The sequence below is a fragment of the Streptomyces sp. ISL-100 genome (assembly GCF_018614615.1).
Classification (GTDB): domain Bacteria; phylum Actinomycetota; class Actinomycetes; order Streptomycetales; family Streptomycetaceae; genus Streptomyces.
Genome location: NZ_JAGGOK010000004.1, coordinates 51,510 through 69,236, shown reverse-complemented (window position 1 = coordinate 69,236; position 17,727 = coordinate 51,510). Strand labels below are relative to the sequence as shown.

The 17,727-nt window shown below is 68.6% G+C and carries 19 protein-coding genes and 1 pseudogene; 4 read left to right on the top strand and 16 right to left on the bottom strand.

Annotation, left to right across the window (positions count from 1 at the left end; translation table 11 throughout):
- Positions 1-169: 169 nt before the first annotated feature.
- Complete coding sequence (locus tag J7E89_RS02570) at positions 170-841, top strand: class I SAM-dependent methyltransferase (protein WP_214967727.1); 672 nt, start codon at positions 170-172, stop codon at positions 839-841.
- Here J7E89_RS02570 and J7E89_RS02565 read toward each other — a convergent pair.
- From J7E89_RS02565 to J7E89_RS02535, 7 genes are all read right to left on the bottom strand, one after another.
- Positions 815-1,564: a carbonic anhydrase gene (locus J7E89_RS02565; protein ID WP_308315303.1), complete on the bottom strand. Its 750-nt coding sequence runs from the start codon at positions 1,562-1,564 to the stop codon at positions 815-817. The two genes, J7E89_RS02570 and J7E89_RS02565, sit on opposite strands and share 27 nt — an antisense overlap.
- A gap of 113 nt (positions 1,565-1,677) precedes the next feature.
- Complete coding sequence (locus J7E89_RS02560) at positions 1,678-2,592, bottom strand: AAA family ATPase (RefSeq protein ID WP_308315302.1); 915 nt, start codon at positions 2,590-2,592, stop codon at positions 1,678-1,680.
- A gap of 3 nt (positions 2,593-2,595) precedes the next feature.
- A complete protein-coding gene (locus tag J7E89_RS02555; protein ID WP_214967722.1) occupies positions 2,596-3,843 on the bottom strand; it encodes a T4 RnlA family RNA ligase in 1,248 nt (415 codons plus the stop codon).
- A gap of 415 nt (positions 3,844-4,258) precedes the next feature.
- Positions 4,259-4,984, bottom strand: coding sequence for a DUF2071 domain-containing protein (locus tag J7E89_RS02550; RefSeq protein WP_214967719.1), 726 nt, complete (start codon positions 4,982-4,984; stop codon positions 4,259-4,261).
- On the bottom strand, positions 4,981-5,313 hold the full coding sequence (locus tag J7E89_RS02545; protein ID WP_214967717.1) for a metalloregulator ArsR/SmtB family transcription factor: 333 nt from the start codon (positions 5,311-5,313) through the stop codon (positions 4,981-4,983). Before J7E89_RS02545 ends, J7E89_RS02550 begins: the two co-directional genes overlap by 4 nt.
- A gap of 59 nt (positions 5,314-5,372) precedes the next feature.
- The gene (locus tag J7E89_RS02540; RefSeq protein ID WP_214967715.1) at positions 5,373-5,633 is read right to left on the bottom strand and encodes a hypothetical protein; all 261 of its coding nucleotides are present in this window, start codon (positions 5,631-5,633) and stop codon (positions 5,373-5,375) included.
- 59 nt (positions 5,634-5,692) lie between these two features.
- Positions 5,693-5,971 carry a helix-turn-helix domain-containing protein gene (locus J7E89_RS02535; protein WP_374196775.1) on the bottom strand — a complete coding sequence of 93 codons (279 nt, stop codon included), beginning with the start codon at positions 5,969-5,971 and terminating at the stop codon, positions 5,693-5,695.
- Between J7E89_RS02535 and J7E89_RS02530 the strand changes: the two genes are divergently transcribed.
- Positions 5,938-6,528: an SMI1/KNR4 family protein gene (locus tag J7E89_RS02530; protein ID WP_214967712.1), complete on the top strand. Its 591-nt coding sequence runs from the start codon at positions 5,938-5,940 to the stop codon at positions 6,526-6,528. The genes J7E89_RS02535 and J7E89_RS02530 overlap by 34 nt on opposite strands.
- A gap of 18 nt (positions 6,529-6,546) precedes the next feature.
- Here J7E89_RS02530 and J7E89_RS02525 read toward each other — a convergent pair whose 3' ends face one another.
- The gene (locus J7E89_RS02525; RefSeq protein WP_214967708.1) at positions 6,547-7,359 is read right to left on the bottom strand and encodes an SDR family NAD(P)-dependent oxidoreductase; all 813 of its coding nucleotides are present in this window, start codon (positions 7,357-7,359) and stop codon (positions 6,547-6,549) included.
- Between the two features lie 84 nt (positions 7,360-7,443).
- Positions 7,444-8,025 carry a TetR/AcrR family transcriptional regulator gene (locus J7E89_RS02520; RefSeq protein WP_214967705.1) on the bottom strand — a complete coding sequence of 194 codons (582 nt, stop codon included), beginning with the start codon at positions 8,023-8,025 and terminating at the stop codon, positions 7,444-7,446.
- A gap of 280 nt (positions 8,026-8,305) precedes the next feature.
- Between J7E89_RS02520 and J7E89_RS02515 the strand changes: the two genes are divergently transcribed.
- A complete protein-coding gene (locus J7E89_RS02515) occupies positions 8,306-9,376 on the top strand; it encodes an agmatine deiminase family protein (RefSeq protein ID WP_251060006.1) in 1,071 nt (356 codons plus the stop codon).
- Here J7E89_RS02515 and J7E89_RS02510 read toward each other — a convergent pair.
- The 7 genes and pseudogenes from J7E89_RS02510 to J7E89_RS02480 all read right to left on the bottom strand — a co-directional run bounded on the left by J7E89_RS02510 (position 9,293) and on the right by J7E89_RS02480 (position 16,185).
- Positions 9,293-9,841 carry a CchlQ gene (locus tag J7E89_RS02510; protein WP_214967703.1) on the bottom strand — a complete coding sequence of 183 codons (549 nt, stop codon included), beginning with the start codon at positions 9,839-9,841 and terminating at the stop codon, positions 9,293-9,295. The two genes, J7E89_RS02515 and J7E89_RS02510, sit on opposite strands and share 84 nt — an antisense overlap.
- Before the next feature lie 139 nt (positions 9,842-9,980).
- Positions 9,981-10,882 (bottom strand): annotated as a pseudogene (locus J7E89_RS02505) (TauD/TfdA dioxygenase family protein).
- A gap of 168 nt (positions 10,883-11,050) precedes the next feature.
- Positions 11,051-12,409, bottom strand: coding sequence for an LLM class flavin-dependent oxidoreductase (locus J7E89_RS02500; RefSeq protein WP_214967700.1), 1,359 nt, complete (start codon positions 12,407-12,409; stop codon positions 11,051-11,053).
- 73 nt (positions 12,410-12,482) lie between these two features.
- Positions 12,483-13,439, bottom strand: coding sequence for an ABC transporter permease (locus J7E89_RS02495; RefSeq protein WP_251060005.1), 957 nt, complete (start codon positions 13,437-13,439; stop codon positions 12,483-12,485).
- Positions 13,436-14,284: an ABC transporter ATP-binding protein gene (locus J7E89_RS02490; protein WP_214967697.1), complete on the bottom strand. Its 849-nt coding sequence runs from the start codon at positions 14,282-14,284 to the stop codon at positions 13,436-13,438. The genes J7E89_RS02495 and J7E89_RS02490 overlap by 4 nt, the downstream gene beginning before the upstream one ends.
- 4 nt (positions 14,285-14,288) lie before the next feature.
- Positions 14,289-15,314 carry an ABC transporter substrate-binding protein gene (locus J7E89_RS02485; protein ID WP_214967693.1) on the bottom strand — a complete coding sequence of 342 codons (1,026 nt, stop codon included), beginning with the start codon at positions 15,312-15,314 and terminating at the stop codon, positions 14,289-14,291.
- Between the two features lie 355 nt (positions 15,315-15,669).
- A complete protein-coding gene (locus J7E89_RS02480) occupies positions 15,670-16,185 on the bottom strand; it encodes a hypothetical protein (protein WP_251060004.1) in 516 nt (171 codons plus the stop codon).
- Between the two features lie 219 nt (positions 16,186-16,404).
- On the opposite strand from J7E89_RS02480, the gene J7E89_RS02475 reads away from it, so the two are divergent.
- Positions 16,405-17,715 (top strand): phytase, encoded by a 1,311-nt coding sequence (locus J7E89_RS02475; protein WP_214967690.1) that lies wholly within the window; start codon positions 16,405-16,407, stop codon positions 17,713-17,715.
- The last annotated feature ends 12 nt before the right edge of the window (positions 17,716-17,727 follow it).

Genomic DNA, 17,727 nt, shown 5'->3' with positions numbered 1-17,727 from the left:
AGGAGAACGGCAGCTGGCAGGGCGGGGCGACCCTGACCCGGAGGGGGGACGGCCGGTTGGACGTGTTCCTGTCCAAGTTCTCCACCCAGGCCGACCGAACCGACGACGACGGTCACCCGGCATAGCCACAGCAGGCCGTCATCGGGGTCCCGGCCCTAGGGTTGCCCGCGTGACCGAACCTTCTTACCTGGCCGCCGTCCGTGAGTCGTACGACACCGTCGCCGCCGACTACGTCAGATACGTCAAGCCGCCGGCCGCGATGGGTGCGCCGGCACGCGCGATGCTGACTGCGTTCGCCGAACTCGTACGGACCGGCGACCGCGGGCCCGTCGCCGACGTGGGATGTGGACCCGGCCTGGTGACGGCGCACATGGCCGCACTGGGGCTGTCCATGGTCGGCGTTGACCTGTCACCGAAAATGATCAAGCTGGCGCGGGACGCCCACCCCGGCCTGCCGTTCGTCGTGGGCTCCATGACCGCGCTCGGCTTCGGGAACGGCACGCTCGGCGGCATTCTGGCCTGGTACTCCACCCACCACACACCGCCGGAGTGGCTGCCGATGGTGTTCGCCGAGTTCCGTCGCACGCTCGCGCCCGGCGGTCATCTGCTGCTGGGAGGGCACGTCGGGGACGAGAACCTGCGCCCGGCACAGGCATACGGCCACCCGGTGTCCTATGGGTCCTACTTCCTGCCCCTGGCCCGCATCGCCGAACTCCTGGGCCAGGCCGGCCTCGTCGTCACCGCGCGGCTGGAGCAGGAACCCGACGAACCGGCCAGGAGGCCGTACGCCTGCCTCCTGGCCGGCAAACCCGTATCAGGAGAGGGCGTGGACGCGCTGTGAGTGGAGCTCGTAACGGGCGCCGACGATCGCCAGCTTCCCCGAACTCACCTTGTCGGCCAGGTCGGGATCGGCTGCGAGGCGCGTACGGATCATGCCGACGTTGCGGGTGATGGTGGAGTCGATACGGGCGTCGCCGTGCCGGCTGTGGTCTATGGCCGGGCGTATCTGATCAGCCACGTACTGTATATGTCTGGGAAGTGGCTCTCCCGTCTCGTCCGCGCGGACGGCGGCGGAGACCGCGCCGCACGACTGGTGCCCGAGAACCAGGATCAGCGGTACGCCCAGTTCCAGGACGCCGTAGGCGATGCTGCCCAGGACGGCTTCGTCCAGGACCTCGCCGGCCGACCGTACCGTCATGAGGTCTCCGAGCCCCTGGTCGAAGACCAGTTCCGGCGGCACCCGCGAATCGATGCATCCCAGGACGACGGCGAACGGGTTCTGCCCCGAGACAAGCGACTGGCGCACGTACGGCGTCTCGTGGGGATGCCGCTGCTGGAATGTCCGCCACCGCCGATTGCCGGCTGCCAGCTCGCGCAGTGCCTGGTCAGGGCTGCGGGGTGTGCTCGTCGCCATGGCCGGGGGCGCGGCCGTGGCGGACGAGGCGCCGAGCGTCATGGCTGTTTCGGCGGCGGCAGTTGCGGCAGTTCCCGCGACAGCGGCCCGCAGCAACGCTCGGCGCCCCGTACTCGCCGGCCTGGATGAGGTGTGTCGATTCAAGGTCACGAGGGGAACGTAGCGGTCACGTTCTGGCCTGAGATTCATGATTGTGATCTGTTGGCGTGTCCTTGAATAAAACATGGGCAGTTGCTTCGATGCTGCTTCCCCTCACAACCCAATTAGAAGTTGCCGTAGTTGACCTGCCAGGTGGGCAGCCCCATGCGGCGCCACAGGGCAACCACCCGGTCACGGTCGTCCAGCGACACCCGAACCGCGTACCGGTGACGCACGTGACGGTCGAACAACTCGGCCTTCACGACATCGTCGCGGCGCCCGTCGCCGGCCTCCCGCATCCACAGCTCGTCGTAGGGCACCTCGTGCCGCCGGAGCCACGTCTCTGTCTGCGTGCGGTACTCCTCACCGCGGCCGGACAGGAGCACGATGACGTCGTTGTCGGCGCGCCTGAAGGAAAGCAGAGCCTGCCGCACCGACACATTCAGCAGGTCCCCGTCGCATCGCGTGAAGTCGTACGGGCCACGGTCGCCCGTCAGGGCGAGCGTTCCGTCGATGTCACACATCACAGCCGCCGGCAGCGCCGGGTCGGGTACGTACGGCGCGACGGGCGGCTGGTCGTTCAGCCACGCGTCGGTGAGCCGCCAACCGCCCCTGGTGGCCCGCGCGTGCTTGTCGGCCAGGATCCGGATGATGTCCTCGCTGACGGGCCTGTCCCGCGCGCCGTCCCGGCGTATGCACTCCTCGACCGGCACGCCGGTGAAGTCGTGCACGACGAACGTCGCCAGACCGGCGACCGCGGCCTTCAGACGCTTGGGGATGTGGGGCGTCAGATGCGTGTTGTCGACGACCACGTCGAAGCCGTCGTCGACGGCCGCGCGCACCGCGGCGTCCTGGATCGCCAGCACGGTCTGCTCGTGCGCATGCGACCGGCCCCGCTCGCCGCCGGGCAGGTCGAGCATGGCCCTCAGGTCGTCGAGGTTGACGCGGCGCATCCGGCCTTCGGCGTCCGCCTGCAGTTGCCGCGCGGCAGTCGTCTTGCCCGACGCGGGCAAGCCGGTCATGACATGTACTACGGGCACTGGTCAGTTCTCCTCATCGGTCTTGAACGGGTCGGCCGCCTCCGGCCGCACGGCCCGCCACACGACCAGGTCCGTCGCGCGTCCGTCGAGCCGCAGGAACATGGCGGCCCGGATCTGCGCGTCGGGCAGTTCCCGGACCGCGCGGGCGAACGCCCCGCGGTCGGCGGCCAGATGGGCCACCTTCCCGAACGCCTCGTCGATGGCGCGCTCGCGCGCCGCCGCCTCGGCCTCCAGGCGCGCGATCACCCCGCGCACCCAGGCGTCGAACTCGTCCGGCACCTGCTCCAGCAGGGCGTCCAGCGGCCGCCCGCCCGCCGTCGTAATGCCCCCGAGTTCGGCGCGCGAGCAACCCAGGCCCTGAGCAAGCCGCTTCGCGGACATGCCCGCGAACCGCTGGATGCCGTGGCTGCGCCAGATGTCCCGTTCCGTGACGCCCGTCAGCACCTTGTGGAGTCGTACGTACTCCGAGAGCTTGGCCTTCGCCCGTACACCGGAAGCGAAGCGCAGCACGAAGCCTTCGGCGTCCGTACCCGAGGCGGACCCGCCGCCGGGCATCGTGTTCGACGTGGTCAGCTCGATCAGTTCGGCGATCGGCATGGCGGGCCACATCTTGACCACGGACCCGACACCCTGCCACGCGGCCCCGGCCTCGGCCATGGGTATCTCCGCGCCGTCCTTGCCGAACGCCGCGAGAAGCACCAGGTCCCGGCGGTCGCCGTAGTCCACGACGATACGGTTCTGCGGGTACAGGATCTCCGCGAGGTACGTCACCCCCGGAGACAGGGCCGATGTGTCCCTGCCGTCGAGCCGGCGCTGCGCCCACCGCGCCTGCGTGCTGATGAAGGATCCCTTGGACGCGACGTGCCACCGGCCCGCGTAGTGGAAGACCACCGCGAGGCTGCCGTCGACCTTGTCGTACACCTCGAACGGCTCGTCCGGCAGGGCAGGCGCGTAGGGCTGACCGGCCTCGTGCTCACCGACGTTGAAGAATTTCGGCAGGGGAAGCGCGATGACCTCGCCCGTGATGTCGTCGGCGACGAGTCCGCGGCAGCGCGTGGTCACCCGGTTCCAGATCCGCTCGTACTGGCACGTCCGCGTGTACGTGTAGATGGACAGCGGCAGTTCGGGGTGCGGCTTGCGGGTGACGTGCCCGGCGTCGAGGGCTGCCGCCAGCTCCGCGGGCGGCAACAGATCTTGAAGCGTCAGATGCGTCTGCTTTTGCGTCTGCGTCTGCGCGTGCGCCTGGCTCATGGGTCCCTCCCGGTTTCTGATGCTCCATTCTTTCGTGCGGGAGGCCGCGGCCGGTAGCGAATATGTGCGGACTGCCATCGAGAGGCGCAGGTCACGGCGGGGGCACAGCGAGGGACTCCCGCACCGCGTACTCAGCGGCGAGTGCTCCGGCGATGGCGGTGGTTCCGCATGACGGCGCTGTCAGGAAGCGCCAGCAAGGCCAGAGTGGCGAACAGCAGTGCGACAGATGCCAGAGCCCAGGCGTCCGGAGCGGTGCCCGCTTGCGACCGCCACGCCCATACGCCGAACAGCACGGCAAGGGCCAGAAACAGCGGCATGTGGACCGCCGCCAGAATGCGGCGCAGCCTACGTAGGGCTGCCCCCGGCAGATCACCGGACGCCTATCCCGCCCACCGGGTGACCACGACCGGAAGGGTTAGCCGGCGGCCATGGCCGGCAAGGGCAGCCAGCCGGCGGGGACGTTGCGCATGACCAGGGCGCAGTCCAAGGTCGCGCTCCCTGGCGGGAAGCGGTCCCGGTCGGCGAAGAAGGAGGAATTCGCGGAGCGAATCCGGCCGGCTTCCACTCGCCAGGCGTCGGTGAACAGTTCCATGCCGTCGAGGTGGCGGCCGGATCTCGTTGCGGAGAACCCCTTGGCGCCGCGGCGGAAGAAGGCGGAAGCCTCCTCCAGGTTGGCGAAGAGCTCACTGCCCCGCAGCTCGTCGGCCACGTCGACAGTGACGTCCGCCCGGGTGTCCCCTTCCCGGGCCGCGAAGGCGACGCGCAGTTCGTCCGGCGTCTCACGCACGACGAAATCGGCGCGGCCGTGCTCGCCGGGAAAGAGGCGGCCCCCGGCCCAGGCGTTGATTCGCGAGGCGGTGTCGCGACGCGGGATGTACACGCCGGTCTCGATGCCGTCCGGGCCGTCCCACTCGACGGCGATCCGGTGCGCCGCGTTCTCGCTGCGCAGCCCGACCGCCTTGGGCGCCCAGGCGGGCCGGACGCTACCCAGTCGCAGGAGGCAGATGCCGGCGACCGCGTAGCCGTGGACCAACTGCGGGCGCAGCGGGGCGGGAAGCAGGGTTGCGGCGATGTCCGGGTCGACCCGGTAGTTCACCAGGAGCCGTCGTTCGACGACGCTGGACAGGCGCGGTTGCTTCATGAGTCCTTGCTCTCACCCGTGGGTTGCCACTTGGTGTGTCGCAGCACGATCTGCTCGGGGCAGACCGCGCTGAGGAACCGGCCGACGCAGATGGCGAGCCGGTCCTCGGCCAGTGTGTAAAGGATCCGGTTGCCGTCGCGGCGCTCGGTGACCAACCCGGCCCCCTTGAGTACTCCGAGGTGTCGCGAGATGGACGGCGCGCTGATCGCGAACCCGCCCGCGATCTCCCCGGCCGAGAGCTCGCCGCCTCTGAGGTTCTCCAGGATCTGGCGCCTCGTCGGGTCGGCGAGGGCGCGGAAGGCTCCTGCCTCGTCCTGGTCTGCTGTCACGCCCAATACTTAGCACATTAGCTAAATGGCTAACAAGAGGGGGACCGAGCCGGAGCCGGTTACCGCTGCTTCATGTTCTGCCGGTTCAGCCCCAAGGTCGGTGTGGTGTTCGCGAAGGTGTCCGTGTCAACGACCGGGCCGGGCCCGAGCACGGGCTCCGTCTGCCGCTCCGTCAAGTGGGCGAGGTCCACGGAGGTTTTTGTGACGGTGTCCGAAGCGCTGAGGGCGACCTGTTCCGGGCCCGCGGCCTGCGCCGAAGCCGCACTGCCGAGTACAAGGAGATTGAGAGCCGCGGCCGTGGCGGCTGACCGGAGTTTCATGAGACCACCTCTGTTGCAGGGAGACGTTCGCGACGATCAACGAACGCGCCGGGTGAGCGTTACGAACTCACGCCCATACGGGAGCGGCTGTAGGCGCCGGGAGTGTCGCCGAAGGCCCGGCGGAAGACGTCGATGAAGGCGCGGGTGGCGGACCATCCGCAGTGGTGGGCGACCGTGGTGACAGGTGTGTCCACCGCCAGCATTCTCAGGGCGTGGTAGAGGCGTAGCTGGGTGCGCCATTGCGGGAAGGTCATGCCGAGCGCGTAAGTTGTGGTTTCTCCAAGATGTGCGCGAAGGGGTGGCAGTGGGCGGGAATCCTCATACGGCGGCGCTCGCACAGGTCTTGCCGACGACGCACGGCGTGGACGAGCGGATCGACTGGAGTGCGGTCGAGGAGATCTGGGGGACCCGCTTTCCGGCCGACTATGTTCGCTTCATGGAGGTGTACGGCGCAGGGCAGGTCAGCGGGGAGGTCGGAATCCTGCTGCCGGTCGCGCGTCCGGACTCCTATACGGACGGGTCCGGCCTGCGGGACGAGACAGCGAACGCCCGCGGCACCTGGGAGATGCTCGGCGGCAGAGCGGCCCTCGACGTGGACCCCGACTCCATCCTGGCCTGGGGCGTCACCACCGGCGCGGACATCTACTGCTGGCTGACCACGGGCGACGATCCCGACCGATGGCCGGTGCTCGTGTGCGGGCGGCACACGGATCCCCCTTTCCAGGTCCACCCTTTCGGGATGGCGGAGTTCCTGGTCAGGCTGCTCTCCGATGACGAATTCCAGGAGGAGACGATCAGCGTCGTCCTCCCCGCTGAGTGCTCCTTCGTCAACTGGCGTGAACAGAAGCGGCGTTGGGACGCGGGCCTGGACCCCGCCACGGGTGCGCCCTGGTAGTGGCCGGCAGGTCCAGGCCTAACCGATGAGGGCGTGGGTCAAGTCCATAAGCTGTTTCCGGGCGTTGGCGTCGTACGCCTGGTCGTGCGCCCGGGTGTCGACGAACTGGTCGAAGTAACGGCCCGTGACGGACTCCAGGTCCGGGTCGGTGATCAGGCGTACGGTCGGCCGTACCCCCTCGTCGATGCTGGTGACCGGAGTCAGGCCGTACTCACGCACCCCGTCGGTGTCCATGAGGTGGGCCGGATGGAGGGTGTTCACCGTAACGCCGGTACCTTTGAGTTCGGCGGCCAGCTCGAAGGTCGCCATGATCATCGCGAGTTTGCTGCGGCAGTAGGCGCGCAGTCCCTCGTAGTCCCGCTCCAGCATGACGTTGTCGAAGTCGAGGGCCTCCTGGCCGATCGAGGCGACATTCACCACGCGAGCGGGCGCAGAGGCGGTGAGCAGCGGGAGCAGGTCCAGGGCGAGGGCATAGGGGGCAAGGTGGTTCACGGCGAACCGCAGCTCGTACCCCTGCCGGCTCAGCTCCCGCCGAAGTGGCTCCGCGCCGCCGCCCGCGACGGCGTTGTTGACGAGTGCGTCCAGTCGGGGTTCGGCCGCACAGATCTGGGCGGCCATCGCGTGCACCTGGTCCAGGTCGGCCAGATCGGCGAGGTAGGTGCGGATGCCGGCGTCAGGAGCGACGGCCCGTACCTCCGCTGCGACGGATTCCAGACGGCTCCGGTCGCGGCCGTGCAACAGGAGAGTGTCGCCGCGTGCGGCGAGGTCGAGTGCGATGCCGCGGCCCAGGCCCTGGGTCGCGCCGGTGATCAAGGTTGTGCGTGAGTTCATGCCGGTCATCCTGCTGTACGGCGCGGCTGTACGGCAGGGTGTGCTGAACCTGGTGTCACCACCACCAGCCGGCGCTCAGCCGTCTCATTCTCCCGGGAGGCGGAGTTCCGAGGCGAATGCGCCGCGCAGGAGTTCGCGGGCGCGGCTGAGGGAGATCGAGCCGCTGAGCCAGCGTTCGCTGAGACCTTCGACGAGTGTCGTCAGACGCTCCGCCGAGTCCGCGGCGATCACGGCCTCACCCACGGTGCCGGCTTCCTGCGCCTTGCGGATGAGTTCGGTGGCGTACTCGACCCACTCGTACGTGGAGTTCCGGAGCTGCTCGCGCAAATCGGATTCGAAGACGGCGGTCGCACGCAGCTCGCCCCAGGCACTGCTGTTCTCCACCACCGCCGGTACGTCCTGGAGCTCGAGCAGCAGCATCTGCTCCAGGTGCGCCCGTGGATCCGACTCCGGGCCGGCAGCGGGCTCGGTATAGCGCTCGGCCCGGTCGCTGACGAACTCCAGGGTCCGGCGCATCAGGCCGGCACGGTCGCCGAAGTGATAGTAGATGAGCGCGGTGGAGACCTTGGCTTCCGCCGCCAGCTCTTCCACGCGCAGGCCACGGACACCACGCCGGGCGATGAGGCGGGTGGCGGCCTGAAGGATCAAGGTTCGGCGGTCTGACACAGTCCCTCACCGTACCGGCAGGGCGGTGTTAGCCTGGCATTCCTGACTGAAATTTCAGTCAGGACGACATTCGTTCTGCTGGTTGGAGACAGTTGTGAGGGAACGCTCCCGGCGGGCAGTGCTCAGGTCCGGCACTGCTGCCGCTCTCGGCGGCGCCGGCTTCCTCGGCTCGGCCTGCGGACCCGCCCCGAGCCGTGAACCGGCCGGGGGACGGACGTCGCCCGACGCTTCGACGGGGCGCCGGATGCCTGCCGAGTCGCAGCGGCATGAGCGTACGTTCATGGCATGGCCGCCGTCGGATTCGGTCTGGGAGGACGCCGCTCCGGACGTCCAGCGCGATGTGGCCCGCATCGCACGTGCCATCGCCGAGTACGAGCCGGTCACGCTGCTGGCTGCCCCGCAGGAGGCAGCCGGGGCCCGGCGAGCATGCGGAGCCTCGGTCGAGGTCGTACCGATCGCCGTGGACGACTTGTGGATGCGCGACAGCGGTCCCGCCTTCGTGACCGGGCCGGGCGGCGAAACCGCCGGTATCGACTTCCATTTCAACGGCTGGGGCGGCAAGCAGGAGCACCGGCGCGACGCTCACGTCGCGGAGCAGGTCCTCGGCCGGGACCGCGTGGCCCGGATCAGCGCGCCGATCACGGCGGAGGGCGGTTCCCTGGAAGTTGACGGCGCCGGAACACTACTGGTCACCGAGAGCTCCCTGGTCAACCCCAACCGCAACCCGGGCCGCTCCCGCGCGGACATCGAGGCCACGCTGAAGGATCTGCTGGGCGTCACCACGGTGATCTGGTTCGAGGGCGTACGGGGCAAGGACATCACCGACTACCACGTCGACGCGCTGGCCCGCTTCGCCGAACCCGGCGTCGTTGTGCTGAGCCGGCCACCGGCCGGAACCACGCCGGATGTGTGGACGCGGGCGTACGACCAGGCACATGAGGTTCTGAAGTTGGCGACAGACGCCCGCGGCAGGCGACTGGAGATCGTCGAGATGCCAGAGCCGGACCCGGCCGCAATCGGCAAGCGGGGGCCGGACTTCCTGGGGTCGTACGTCAACTACTACGTGATCAACGGCGCGGTACTCCTCCCGCGCTTCGGCGACCGCGAAGCGGACGACCGTGCCGCGTCGATCGTCCGGGACCTTCACCCCGGTCGGCCGTCCTGCGACTCGACATCGACACGCTCGCCGAAGGCGGGGGCGGCATCCACTGTGCCACCCAGCAGCAACCGGCCGTCTGACCGCCGCTTCCGCCGCGTGGGTCGGGGCTCACCTTCCCGAGGCGGGTGCTTCTCGGCATATCGCGCACCGGTCTGTGCCGTCCCACCCGTCCCATCCGAAGGCCTCGGGTGAAAGGGACCGCCCCTCAGGTTCTTCGCGCACCGCGACCCGGTAGACCCACACCGAGCCGATATAGGGGTGGTAGGCGTCATGGAAAGCCGCGGACGAGATGGAAGCCCCCGCCGCGATTGCACGCTGGAGGCCACGGAGCCGCTCGAACATCAACTGTCCCGCGCCGGCGACGTCGGTCGTCGCATCGATGAACAGCCTTTCGCGCGCTTCATAGATACCGGCATCGCTCAGCGCCGCACGAGTGGCGGAGTCCAAGTCCGGCTCTGCCACTGGGTCCTGGGCGATATGCCGCAACCGCGCATGGCATGCCCCGGCAGCGCTGATGAACTCGATGTACACCGCGCGTCTGCGTGCCCCGACACCGCGGTCGTCCTCGTGGCGATGGCGCAGGTAGTCGGCCAGAACGGTGCCGGTGATGGCGATCGAGCCACCACTGACCGTCGCGACGAGCGTTCCCCAGTCCATTTTTCTTCCCCCGTAGTGATCCAAACAGTCGAAGTCTGAATGTACGGATGTCTCTTCTCGAAGGTCGGCGGTTACCGGGAAAACGGCAGACGGGCTGGGGCGGACACCGGATTCCCCGGTGCCCGCCCCAGCCGTCAGGTCAGGCCGCGGTGGGTGTGTAGTGCGAGGCGTCGTCACCTCGATGGCGCGGCTGAGCGTGCCGTCGACACCGGCCGGCACGTCGCCGGCGACGGTCACCCGGTGCAACAGGCGCGGCAGATCGCCGTAGTCGTCCGGGGCGTAGTGCTGGGTGACGCGGTTGTCGAACAGGACGAGGTCACCAGGCGTCCAGGCCACGCGCACGATGTTCTCGGGCCGGGTGACATACGACTGGAACAGACGCAGCAGGTCACGGGAGTCGGACGGGCCGAAACCGACGATGCTCTGCGCGAAGCCGCCGATGAACAGTCCCCGCTCCCCGGTCTCGGGGTGGACGCGGACGACCGGGTGGGCGGTGCGGTAGGCGCGTGACACGAACTGCCTGCGGTGCTCAGCGGCCTTCTCGGTCTTCGGGGCGGCGTAGTCGTAGGCATTGGTGTGTACCGCCCAGAGCTTGTCGGCCAGCTCGCGCAGCGGCTCGGGCAGATCCCGGTATGCGGCGGCGGAGTTGGCGATGAGTGTGTTGCCGCCGTACGGCGGAACCACGATGCTGCGCAGCGTGGAGGCCTTGGGCGGCGTACGGACGAAGGTGACGTCGGTGTGCCAGTGGTTGGCGCGAATGCCCTCGTCGCCGTCCACGGGCAGGACGCTGGGCTGACCGTCGACGGAGGGCACGGTGGGGTGTGCGGTCGTGAGCTCGCCGAAGAGCGAGGCGAAGCGGAGCTGGGCCGCGTCGTCCAGCTGCTGGTCGCGGAAGACGAGCGCCTTGTGCTCCAGGAGTGCGGAGTTGATCTCACCGACGATGGCGGGATCGAGATCGCCGGAGGCGTCCACGCCGAGGATCTCGGCGCCGATACGTCCGCCGATCCGCCGGATGTCGAAGCCGGTACCGGTGGTGGTCATGGGAGGTGTCCTTTCAGGAGGTGATGGGGGAGTGAGGTGCCCTTGGCACCCGGCGGGTTGAGCGGCGGCCCGACGGCCGGCAGAGCGCCGGGTGTACGGACCTGTCCCCAGCCGGTGTCGCGGCGTTAGCTGCCCGTGCGCTTCGTCGCGTACGGGTCGAGCGCTCTGTCATGCCTGTTGCCCTTGTACGGCGGCGGCCGGGGCGGCCAGCCGGTTGGCGGGGCGGGGCAGACCGTAATGCTCGCGCAGGGTGCGGCCCGTGTACTCGGTACGGAACAGGCCGCGGCGCTGGAGGATGGGCACGACCTGGTCGACGAAGTCTTCGAGCCCGCCGGGGAGATGGGGCGCCATGATGTTGAAGCCGTCGGCGGCCCCTTGGGTGAACCACTCCTCGAGCTGGTCCGCGATCTGCTCGGGGGTGCCCGCGAAGACGCGGTGGCCGCGTCCGCCGCCGAGTCGCGCTATGAGTTCACGCAGCGTCAGACCGTCGCGGCGGGCAAGTTCGGCGACGAGGGTGAAACGGCTCTTGTTGCCGTTGATGTCGCGTTCCTCGGGCAGCTCCGGCAGCGGCCCGTCCAGCGGCAGGCCGGTCAGGTCGGTGCCGAGCATCCCGGACAGCTGGGCCAGCCCGTACTCCGGCACTTGGAGGTCGGTGAACTCCTGCTCCAGCGCACGCGCCTCGGCCTCGGTCGACCCGATGACGGGGCAGATGCCCGGCAGGATCTTGAGATCGCCCTCAGCCTGGCCGTAGCGAGCCAGGCGGGACTTGAGGTCCTTGTAGAAGGACTGGCCGTCGGGCAGCGTCTGCTGCGCCGTGAACACGGCTTCGGCGTACCGGGCGGCGAACTCCTTGCCGTCCTCCGACGAACCGGCCTGTACCAGCAGCGGGTAGCCCTGCGGACTGCGCGGTACGTTCAGCGGTCCCTGTACGCCGAAGTGCTCGCCGAGGTGGTTGATCTCGCGGACCTTGTCGGTGTCGGCGTACACGCCCCGCTCACGGTCGAGCAGGATCGCGTCGTCCTCCCAGCTGTCCCACAGCTTGGTGGCGACTTCGACGAACTCCCGCGCCCGCTCGTAGCGCAGCCCGTGTTCCAGGTGCTCGTCCTGCCCGAAGTTGCGGGCCTCGTTCACGGTGCCGGAGGTGACGATGTTCCAGCCCGCCCGGCCGCCACTGATGTGGTCCAGGGACGCGAACTTGCGCGCGGTGTGGAACGGCTCGTTGAACGTGGTCGAGACGGTGGCGATCAGACCGATGTGCTCGGTGACCGCCGCCAGGGCGGACAGCAGGGTGAGCGGTTCGAAGCCGCCGAGGGCGTTGTGGCGGACCTTCCCCCACAGGGCAAGGCCGTCGGCGAAGAATATCGAGTCGAGCAGGCCGCGTTCGGCGGTCTGCGCGAGCTGCTGGAAGTAGCGCAGGTCAGTGACGCGTTCGGGCTGGGTACGAGGGTGACGCCAGGCGGCGTCGTGGTGGCCGGCGTTCATCAGGAACGCGTTGAGATGAAGCCGGCGGGGGCCGGTAGCGGACATGAGGGTTCCTCACAGCAGGGCGAGCGGGGGAGCGGGGGAGCGGGGAGTGGTGGGAACTGGGGAAGTCGGACCGTCAGCCGGCCGCCGGTACGCGCCAGGAGCTGAGCCGCCGTTCCACGGCCACCAGGAACTGGTTGAAGACGACGCCGATGGCGGAGATGGTGATGATGCCCGCGTACATCTGCGGGATCGCGAAGTTGTACTGCGAGGCGTTGATCAGATAGCCGAGCCCCGCCTTCGCGCCGATCATCTCGGCCGCGACCAGCACCAGAATGGAGACCGCTCCGGCCAGCCGGATGCCGGTGAACATGACCGGCACCGAGGCCGGCAGGATCACCTTCTGGAACAGGCGGGGCGCGGACAGGTCCATCGACTTGGCCAGGCGGAGCAGAGTCGGGTCGACATTGCGTACGGCGCTGATGGTGTTGAGCAGGATCGGCCAGGTGCACGCGTACACCACGATGGAGATCTTCGAGGTCTCACCGATTCCCAGCAGCAGGACGAACACCGGAAGGAGCGCCAGCGCGGCGGTGTTGCGGGAGACCTCCAGCAGCGGACCGAGCAGGTCCGCGACCGGCCGGTACCAGCCGATCAGCAGACCGAGCGGGACGGCGACGGCCACGGCCAGACCGAATCCGCTGAACGACCGCGCCAGGCTGGCGCGCGTGTTGTCGGCGAGCTGCCCGTCGGCCGCCAGCCCCCACCAGGCGCGCGCTACCTCGCTGAACGGTGGCAGGAACGTCCGGTCGACCAGTCCGAGCCGCGGTGCGCTCTCCCACAGGAGCAGCAGTGCGGCGATGGCCACGCACTTGGTCGCTCCCTTCACCAGCAGGTACGGCAGTCGGCGGACGGCCTGGTGAGCCGCCCGGCGCAGGCGGGCCGCCGACGCGGGGGAGCGGCCCGCACCGGCAGACGAATTGGGCGATGGCGCCACGGCGGGAGAGGGCGGCGCGACGTGCGCCGCGTCGGCGACTCCCACTGCGCGAGGTTCGCGGACGCTCTCGACGGCGGCGCTGGTTATGGGACTCATGCGGCGACCTCCTCCTTCTCCAACTGCTGTGCCCTGGCCACCTCGTCGTGCAGCAGCGACCAGATCTGGTGCCGGTACCGTGCGAATTCAGGGCTGGACCGCAGGTCGTCCGTCGCCGTGCGGGCGTCGAAGGAGATCGGTACGACCTGCTTGATGCGGCCCGGCCGGGAGGTCATGACGGCGACCCGCTGACCCAGACAGACGGCCTCATCGATCCCGTGTGTGATGAAGACGACCGTCTTCTTTGTGCGCTGCCGTATCCGCAGCAGCTCGTCCTGCATCGACTCCCTGGTCTGGGCGTCCAGGGCGGCGAACGGTTCGTCCATCAACAGCACTTCGGGGTCGTAGGCAAGGCTGCGGGCGATTGCCACCCGCTGCCGCATCCCGCCCGACAGCTCGTGCGGATGGCGGTCCTCGAACCCCGTCAGACCGACCAGGTCGAGGAACTCGCCGGCTCGCTCCGCCCGTTCCCGACGCGGAACGCCGGTCGCCTCAAGGCCGAACTCGACGTTGCCCCGTGCTGTGCGCCACGGCAACAGCGCGTACTGCTGGAAGACGATGCCCCGGTCCAGGCCCGGCCCCGTGATCGGCACGCCGTCCAGCAGAATGCGGCCGCCGGTGGGCCGGGTGAGCCCGCCGAGCAGATCCAGCAGGGTCGACTTTCCGCAGCCGCTGGGGCCGACCACGACGACAAACTCGCCCGCCGCGATCTCCAGGTCGATTCCGTCGAGGGCGGTGACCTCGGTCGCCCGCCGGGCAACCCCTGCCCTCCTCGCCCGGCCCTTGAGCGAGAAGTCCTTCCGGACCCGCTCGAAGACGATCTTCGGTGTGGTGGATTCCGGCATGGGATCAGCTCCCGTTGTTGGTGTTGAACTCATTGGTGTAGAGGTCGGAGAGCGTGACCTGGCCCTTCGTGATGTCGCCGCGCTCCGTCAGCCAGTCGATCCAGAGCTGAAGCTCTTTGCCGGTGATCCGCCCTGCTGTCTCTGCGACGCCGTACGACTTCCAGTACCGCAGGGCCGTGGTGTCCTCATTGCGGCCGCGCTTCCTGACGATGTCCGTCATACGGGCGACGACCTCTTCGTGAGGTGTGGACCTGGACCACTCGATGGCCCGCCCGACCGCCGTGACGAAGGTCCGCGCCGTGCCGGGGTTCTGCTTCTGGAAGCGGTCCGTCATGACGTACGTGCCGGCGCTGAAGGCACCGAGGAGTTGGTGGTCGGTGAAAAGGGGGCGGATTCCCCCGGTTGCCAGGGCTTTGTCGCGCAGAATGCCGCCGAGTACGGCCACCTCGATCTGCTTCTGGCGCAGTGACTGTTCGGTGTTGACCGGCGGAACGACCAGAGGTTCGACTTTGTCGGCCTCGGCCCGGGACAGCCCGGCGCGCTGCAGATAGATGTCGAGCATTGCCTCGGAATGGGCGCCGAGGGTATTCATCCCGATCTTCTTGCCGATCAGGTCGCGGGCCGAGCGGATCGGGCTGTCGTCGAGTACGTAATACCCGCTGTATGCGTGCTTGTCGGAGCCGTAGTAGCTGATAACAGCTTTGATGGGGGCCTTGTTGACGGCCAGTTTGACGACCGCGCCGTTGAACGCGCCACCGAAGTCGGTCTGGCCTGTGGCCGCGGTCTGGATGTCCTGCGGGCTGCTGATGGTGTTGCCGACCCACTTCAGCTTCACGTCGTCGAGATAGCCGAGATCCTGGGCAAGTTCGGGCAGCGTGACCTGGCCGGCCCAACCCTGATAGCGGAGCGTTTTGGTCTGGTCCTTGCCCGAAGACCCGGCGTTCGCAGTCGCGCTGCAGCCGACCGCTACCGCCGAGAGACCGAGCAGAGTAAGGAACTGTCGTCGGGACGATGCGGTCGACGTGGTCATGGAGGGGTCCTGTTCGAAATAGATTCCCTCTTCAGGAATTACCAGTGAGTGCAAAGCGGCACGCCGCGATTCTCTGCGGAGTCATTGACGCAGAGGGAAACGCCGCTCACATCAGCGGCGTGAAATGGCTACGAACCGTGGATACGAGTCAGGAGAAACTGTGCCCGTCGACGGTCTGGCGACCGGCGGCACAGATGGCGCTGGCATGACGTCGCAGATCGACGTGCAGGCGCGCGGCGAGGTTCTCGGACTGGTTCACATGCAAGAGGCTGGCAGCGGAGATCGGCCACGTCAACGCTTCTTCCTCGTGCGTCTCACATTCCGAATTCTCTGTCACACGCGCGCAATGGGGCGTTCACTTGCTCAGTGCGTTCGCAGCGATGATGAACAGCCCGAACAACATGTCCACGCCGCCTGCCCGGCACGCTGCCGCCCAACTGCGGCCGGCCACTCGTGTGGCCCACAGCCCCCAGCCGAACAGCGCCACTGTGTTGACCGCCAGGGCTGACGCGAGAGCGGAGCTTTCACTCCACCATCCCGCCTGGGCGCTGAGTAGCGCCGCGACGGTAGGGATGACTGCGGCCATCAGGGGCCACTCCGCCAGAACGGACCGGAGCGTGCTGATAACCGCCGGGTCGTGTGCCACTCGGTGGGCGAGGGCGTGGGCGTAACCGTGCGATGCGGCGGCGGCCAGGGCGGCTACCAGGACCCATACGGCGTCGTACCCGGGATTGGGCGGCCCGTTGTCATTCTCCAGAGCGGCGGCCAGAGCGCTGGCGAACACGGTCCCGTACACGCCGCCGAAGAGCAGCCGCTGCAAGGGCTCCGCACGCCGGGCCGGGCGCTGAGGACTGCTGGAGCTGCCTGACAAGGCGTCATCTCCCAAGAAAGGTCAGTTCACTCCGAGAGATGTACCAGAATGACTGTGACTTCTGTGAAATTTGCTGACAAACATGCTCGGGGAATCCTGGGCAGGTGTGAGTTCACGCCCCCCACACGTACGTACCTCTTGTCGGATGGCTCACGGCCACCCTGCGGTTGGATGCTCACGCCCGGCGATCGGCATGGTGCCGACAGTAAGGAGACCTTCATGAGCGCGAACCGTCCTGTCCGCTCGGCGGCCCTGATTCTGGGCACGGCGTTAGCGGCAATCGCCGCACTCGCACCCGCCCAAGCGCGCACTCACGCGTCCGATTCGCTGCCCGCCGTCACCCCGCGAGCCGAAACGCCCACGCTGTACGACGACGAGGCGGGCGGCAGCGCCAACGCCGACGACCCCGCGATCTGGCGCAACTCCGCCGACCCCGACGCCAGCCTGGTGATCGCCACGGCCAAGGAGGGCGGCCTGCGGGTCTACGACCTCGACGCCCGGCAGGTGCAGTCCATACCGGCGCCTTCCGCACCCGGCCCCGACGACGCTCCCGGCCGGTTCAACAACGTCGACCTGGTCCACGGCCTGCGGCTGCCGACCGGGCGCGCCGATCTGGCGGTGGTTAGCGACCGCGGCCAGGACCGGCTGCGGATCTACCGCATAGACCGGCGCCACCCCGGTGGCCCGCTCACCGACGTCACCGACCCGTCCGCCCCACGCGTCTTCTCGGCCGGCCAGGACGAGGTCAACGACCAGCAGACTGCTTACGGTCTCGCCACTTGGACGGACTCGGCCAGCGGCCGCTCCTACGCCCTGGTCAGCCGCCGCAACCGCACCGCCATCGCCCTGCTGGAACTCGCCTCCACCCCCGACGGCACGGTCACCTATCGCAAGATCCGGGATCTTGACCTCCCGTCCACTTTCAGCCTGCCGAACGGCGCCTCGTGGACGCCGTGCGCCGAGCCCGGCGAACTTCCCCAGGTGGAGGGCATGGTGGTGGACCCGGCCAACGGCATGCTCTATGCGGGACAGGAGGACGTCGGTATCTGGCGCATGCGCGCCGACCTCACGGGAGCGCCGAAGCTCATCGACAAGGTCCGCGAATACGGCATTCCCGGCGCGTACGACGAGGAGACCGAGGAATGCGCCCCTGGCTCCGACCCCGGCTTCGGCGGTGAGCGCCTCGCGGCCGACGTCGAGGTGCTGACGCTGCTCACCGAGACCGACGGTGACGGGTACATCCTCGCCTCGAGCCAGGGTGACGACACCTTCGCCCTGTACGACCGCGAGGTGGAGGACGACAACGAATACGAGGGCGGATTCCGCGTCGTCGCCGCCGGCCGGACCCTCGACGGCTCCGAGGAATGCGACGGCGCCGCAGTCCTCAACGCCCCCCTCGGCACGAAGTACCCGCGTGGCCTGCTCGTCGTCCAGGACGGCCACGACACACCATCGGTCCCCGAAGGGCGAGAAGCGACCGGCTTCAAGTTCGTGGACCTCGGCCGCGTCATGGACCGTATCGACGACTGACGACTGGATCTC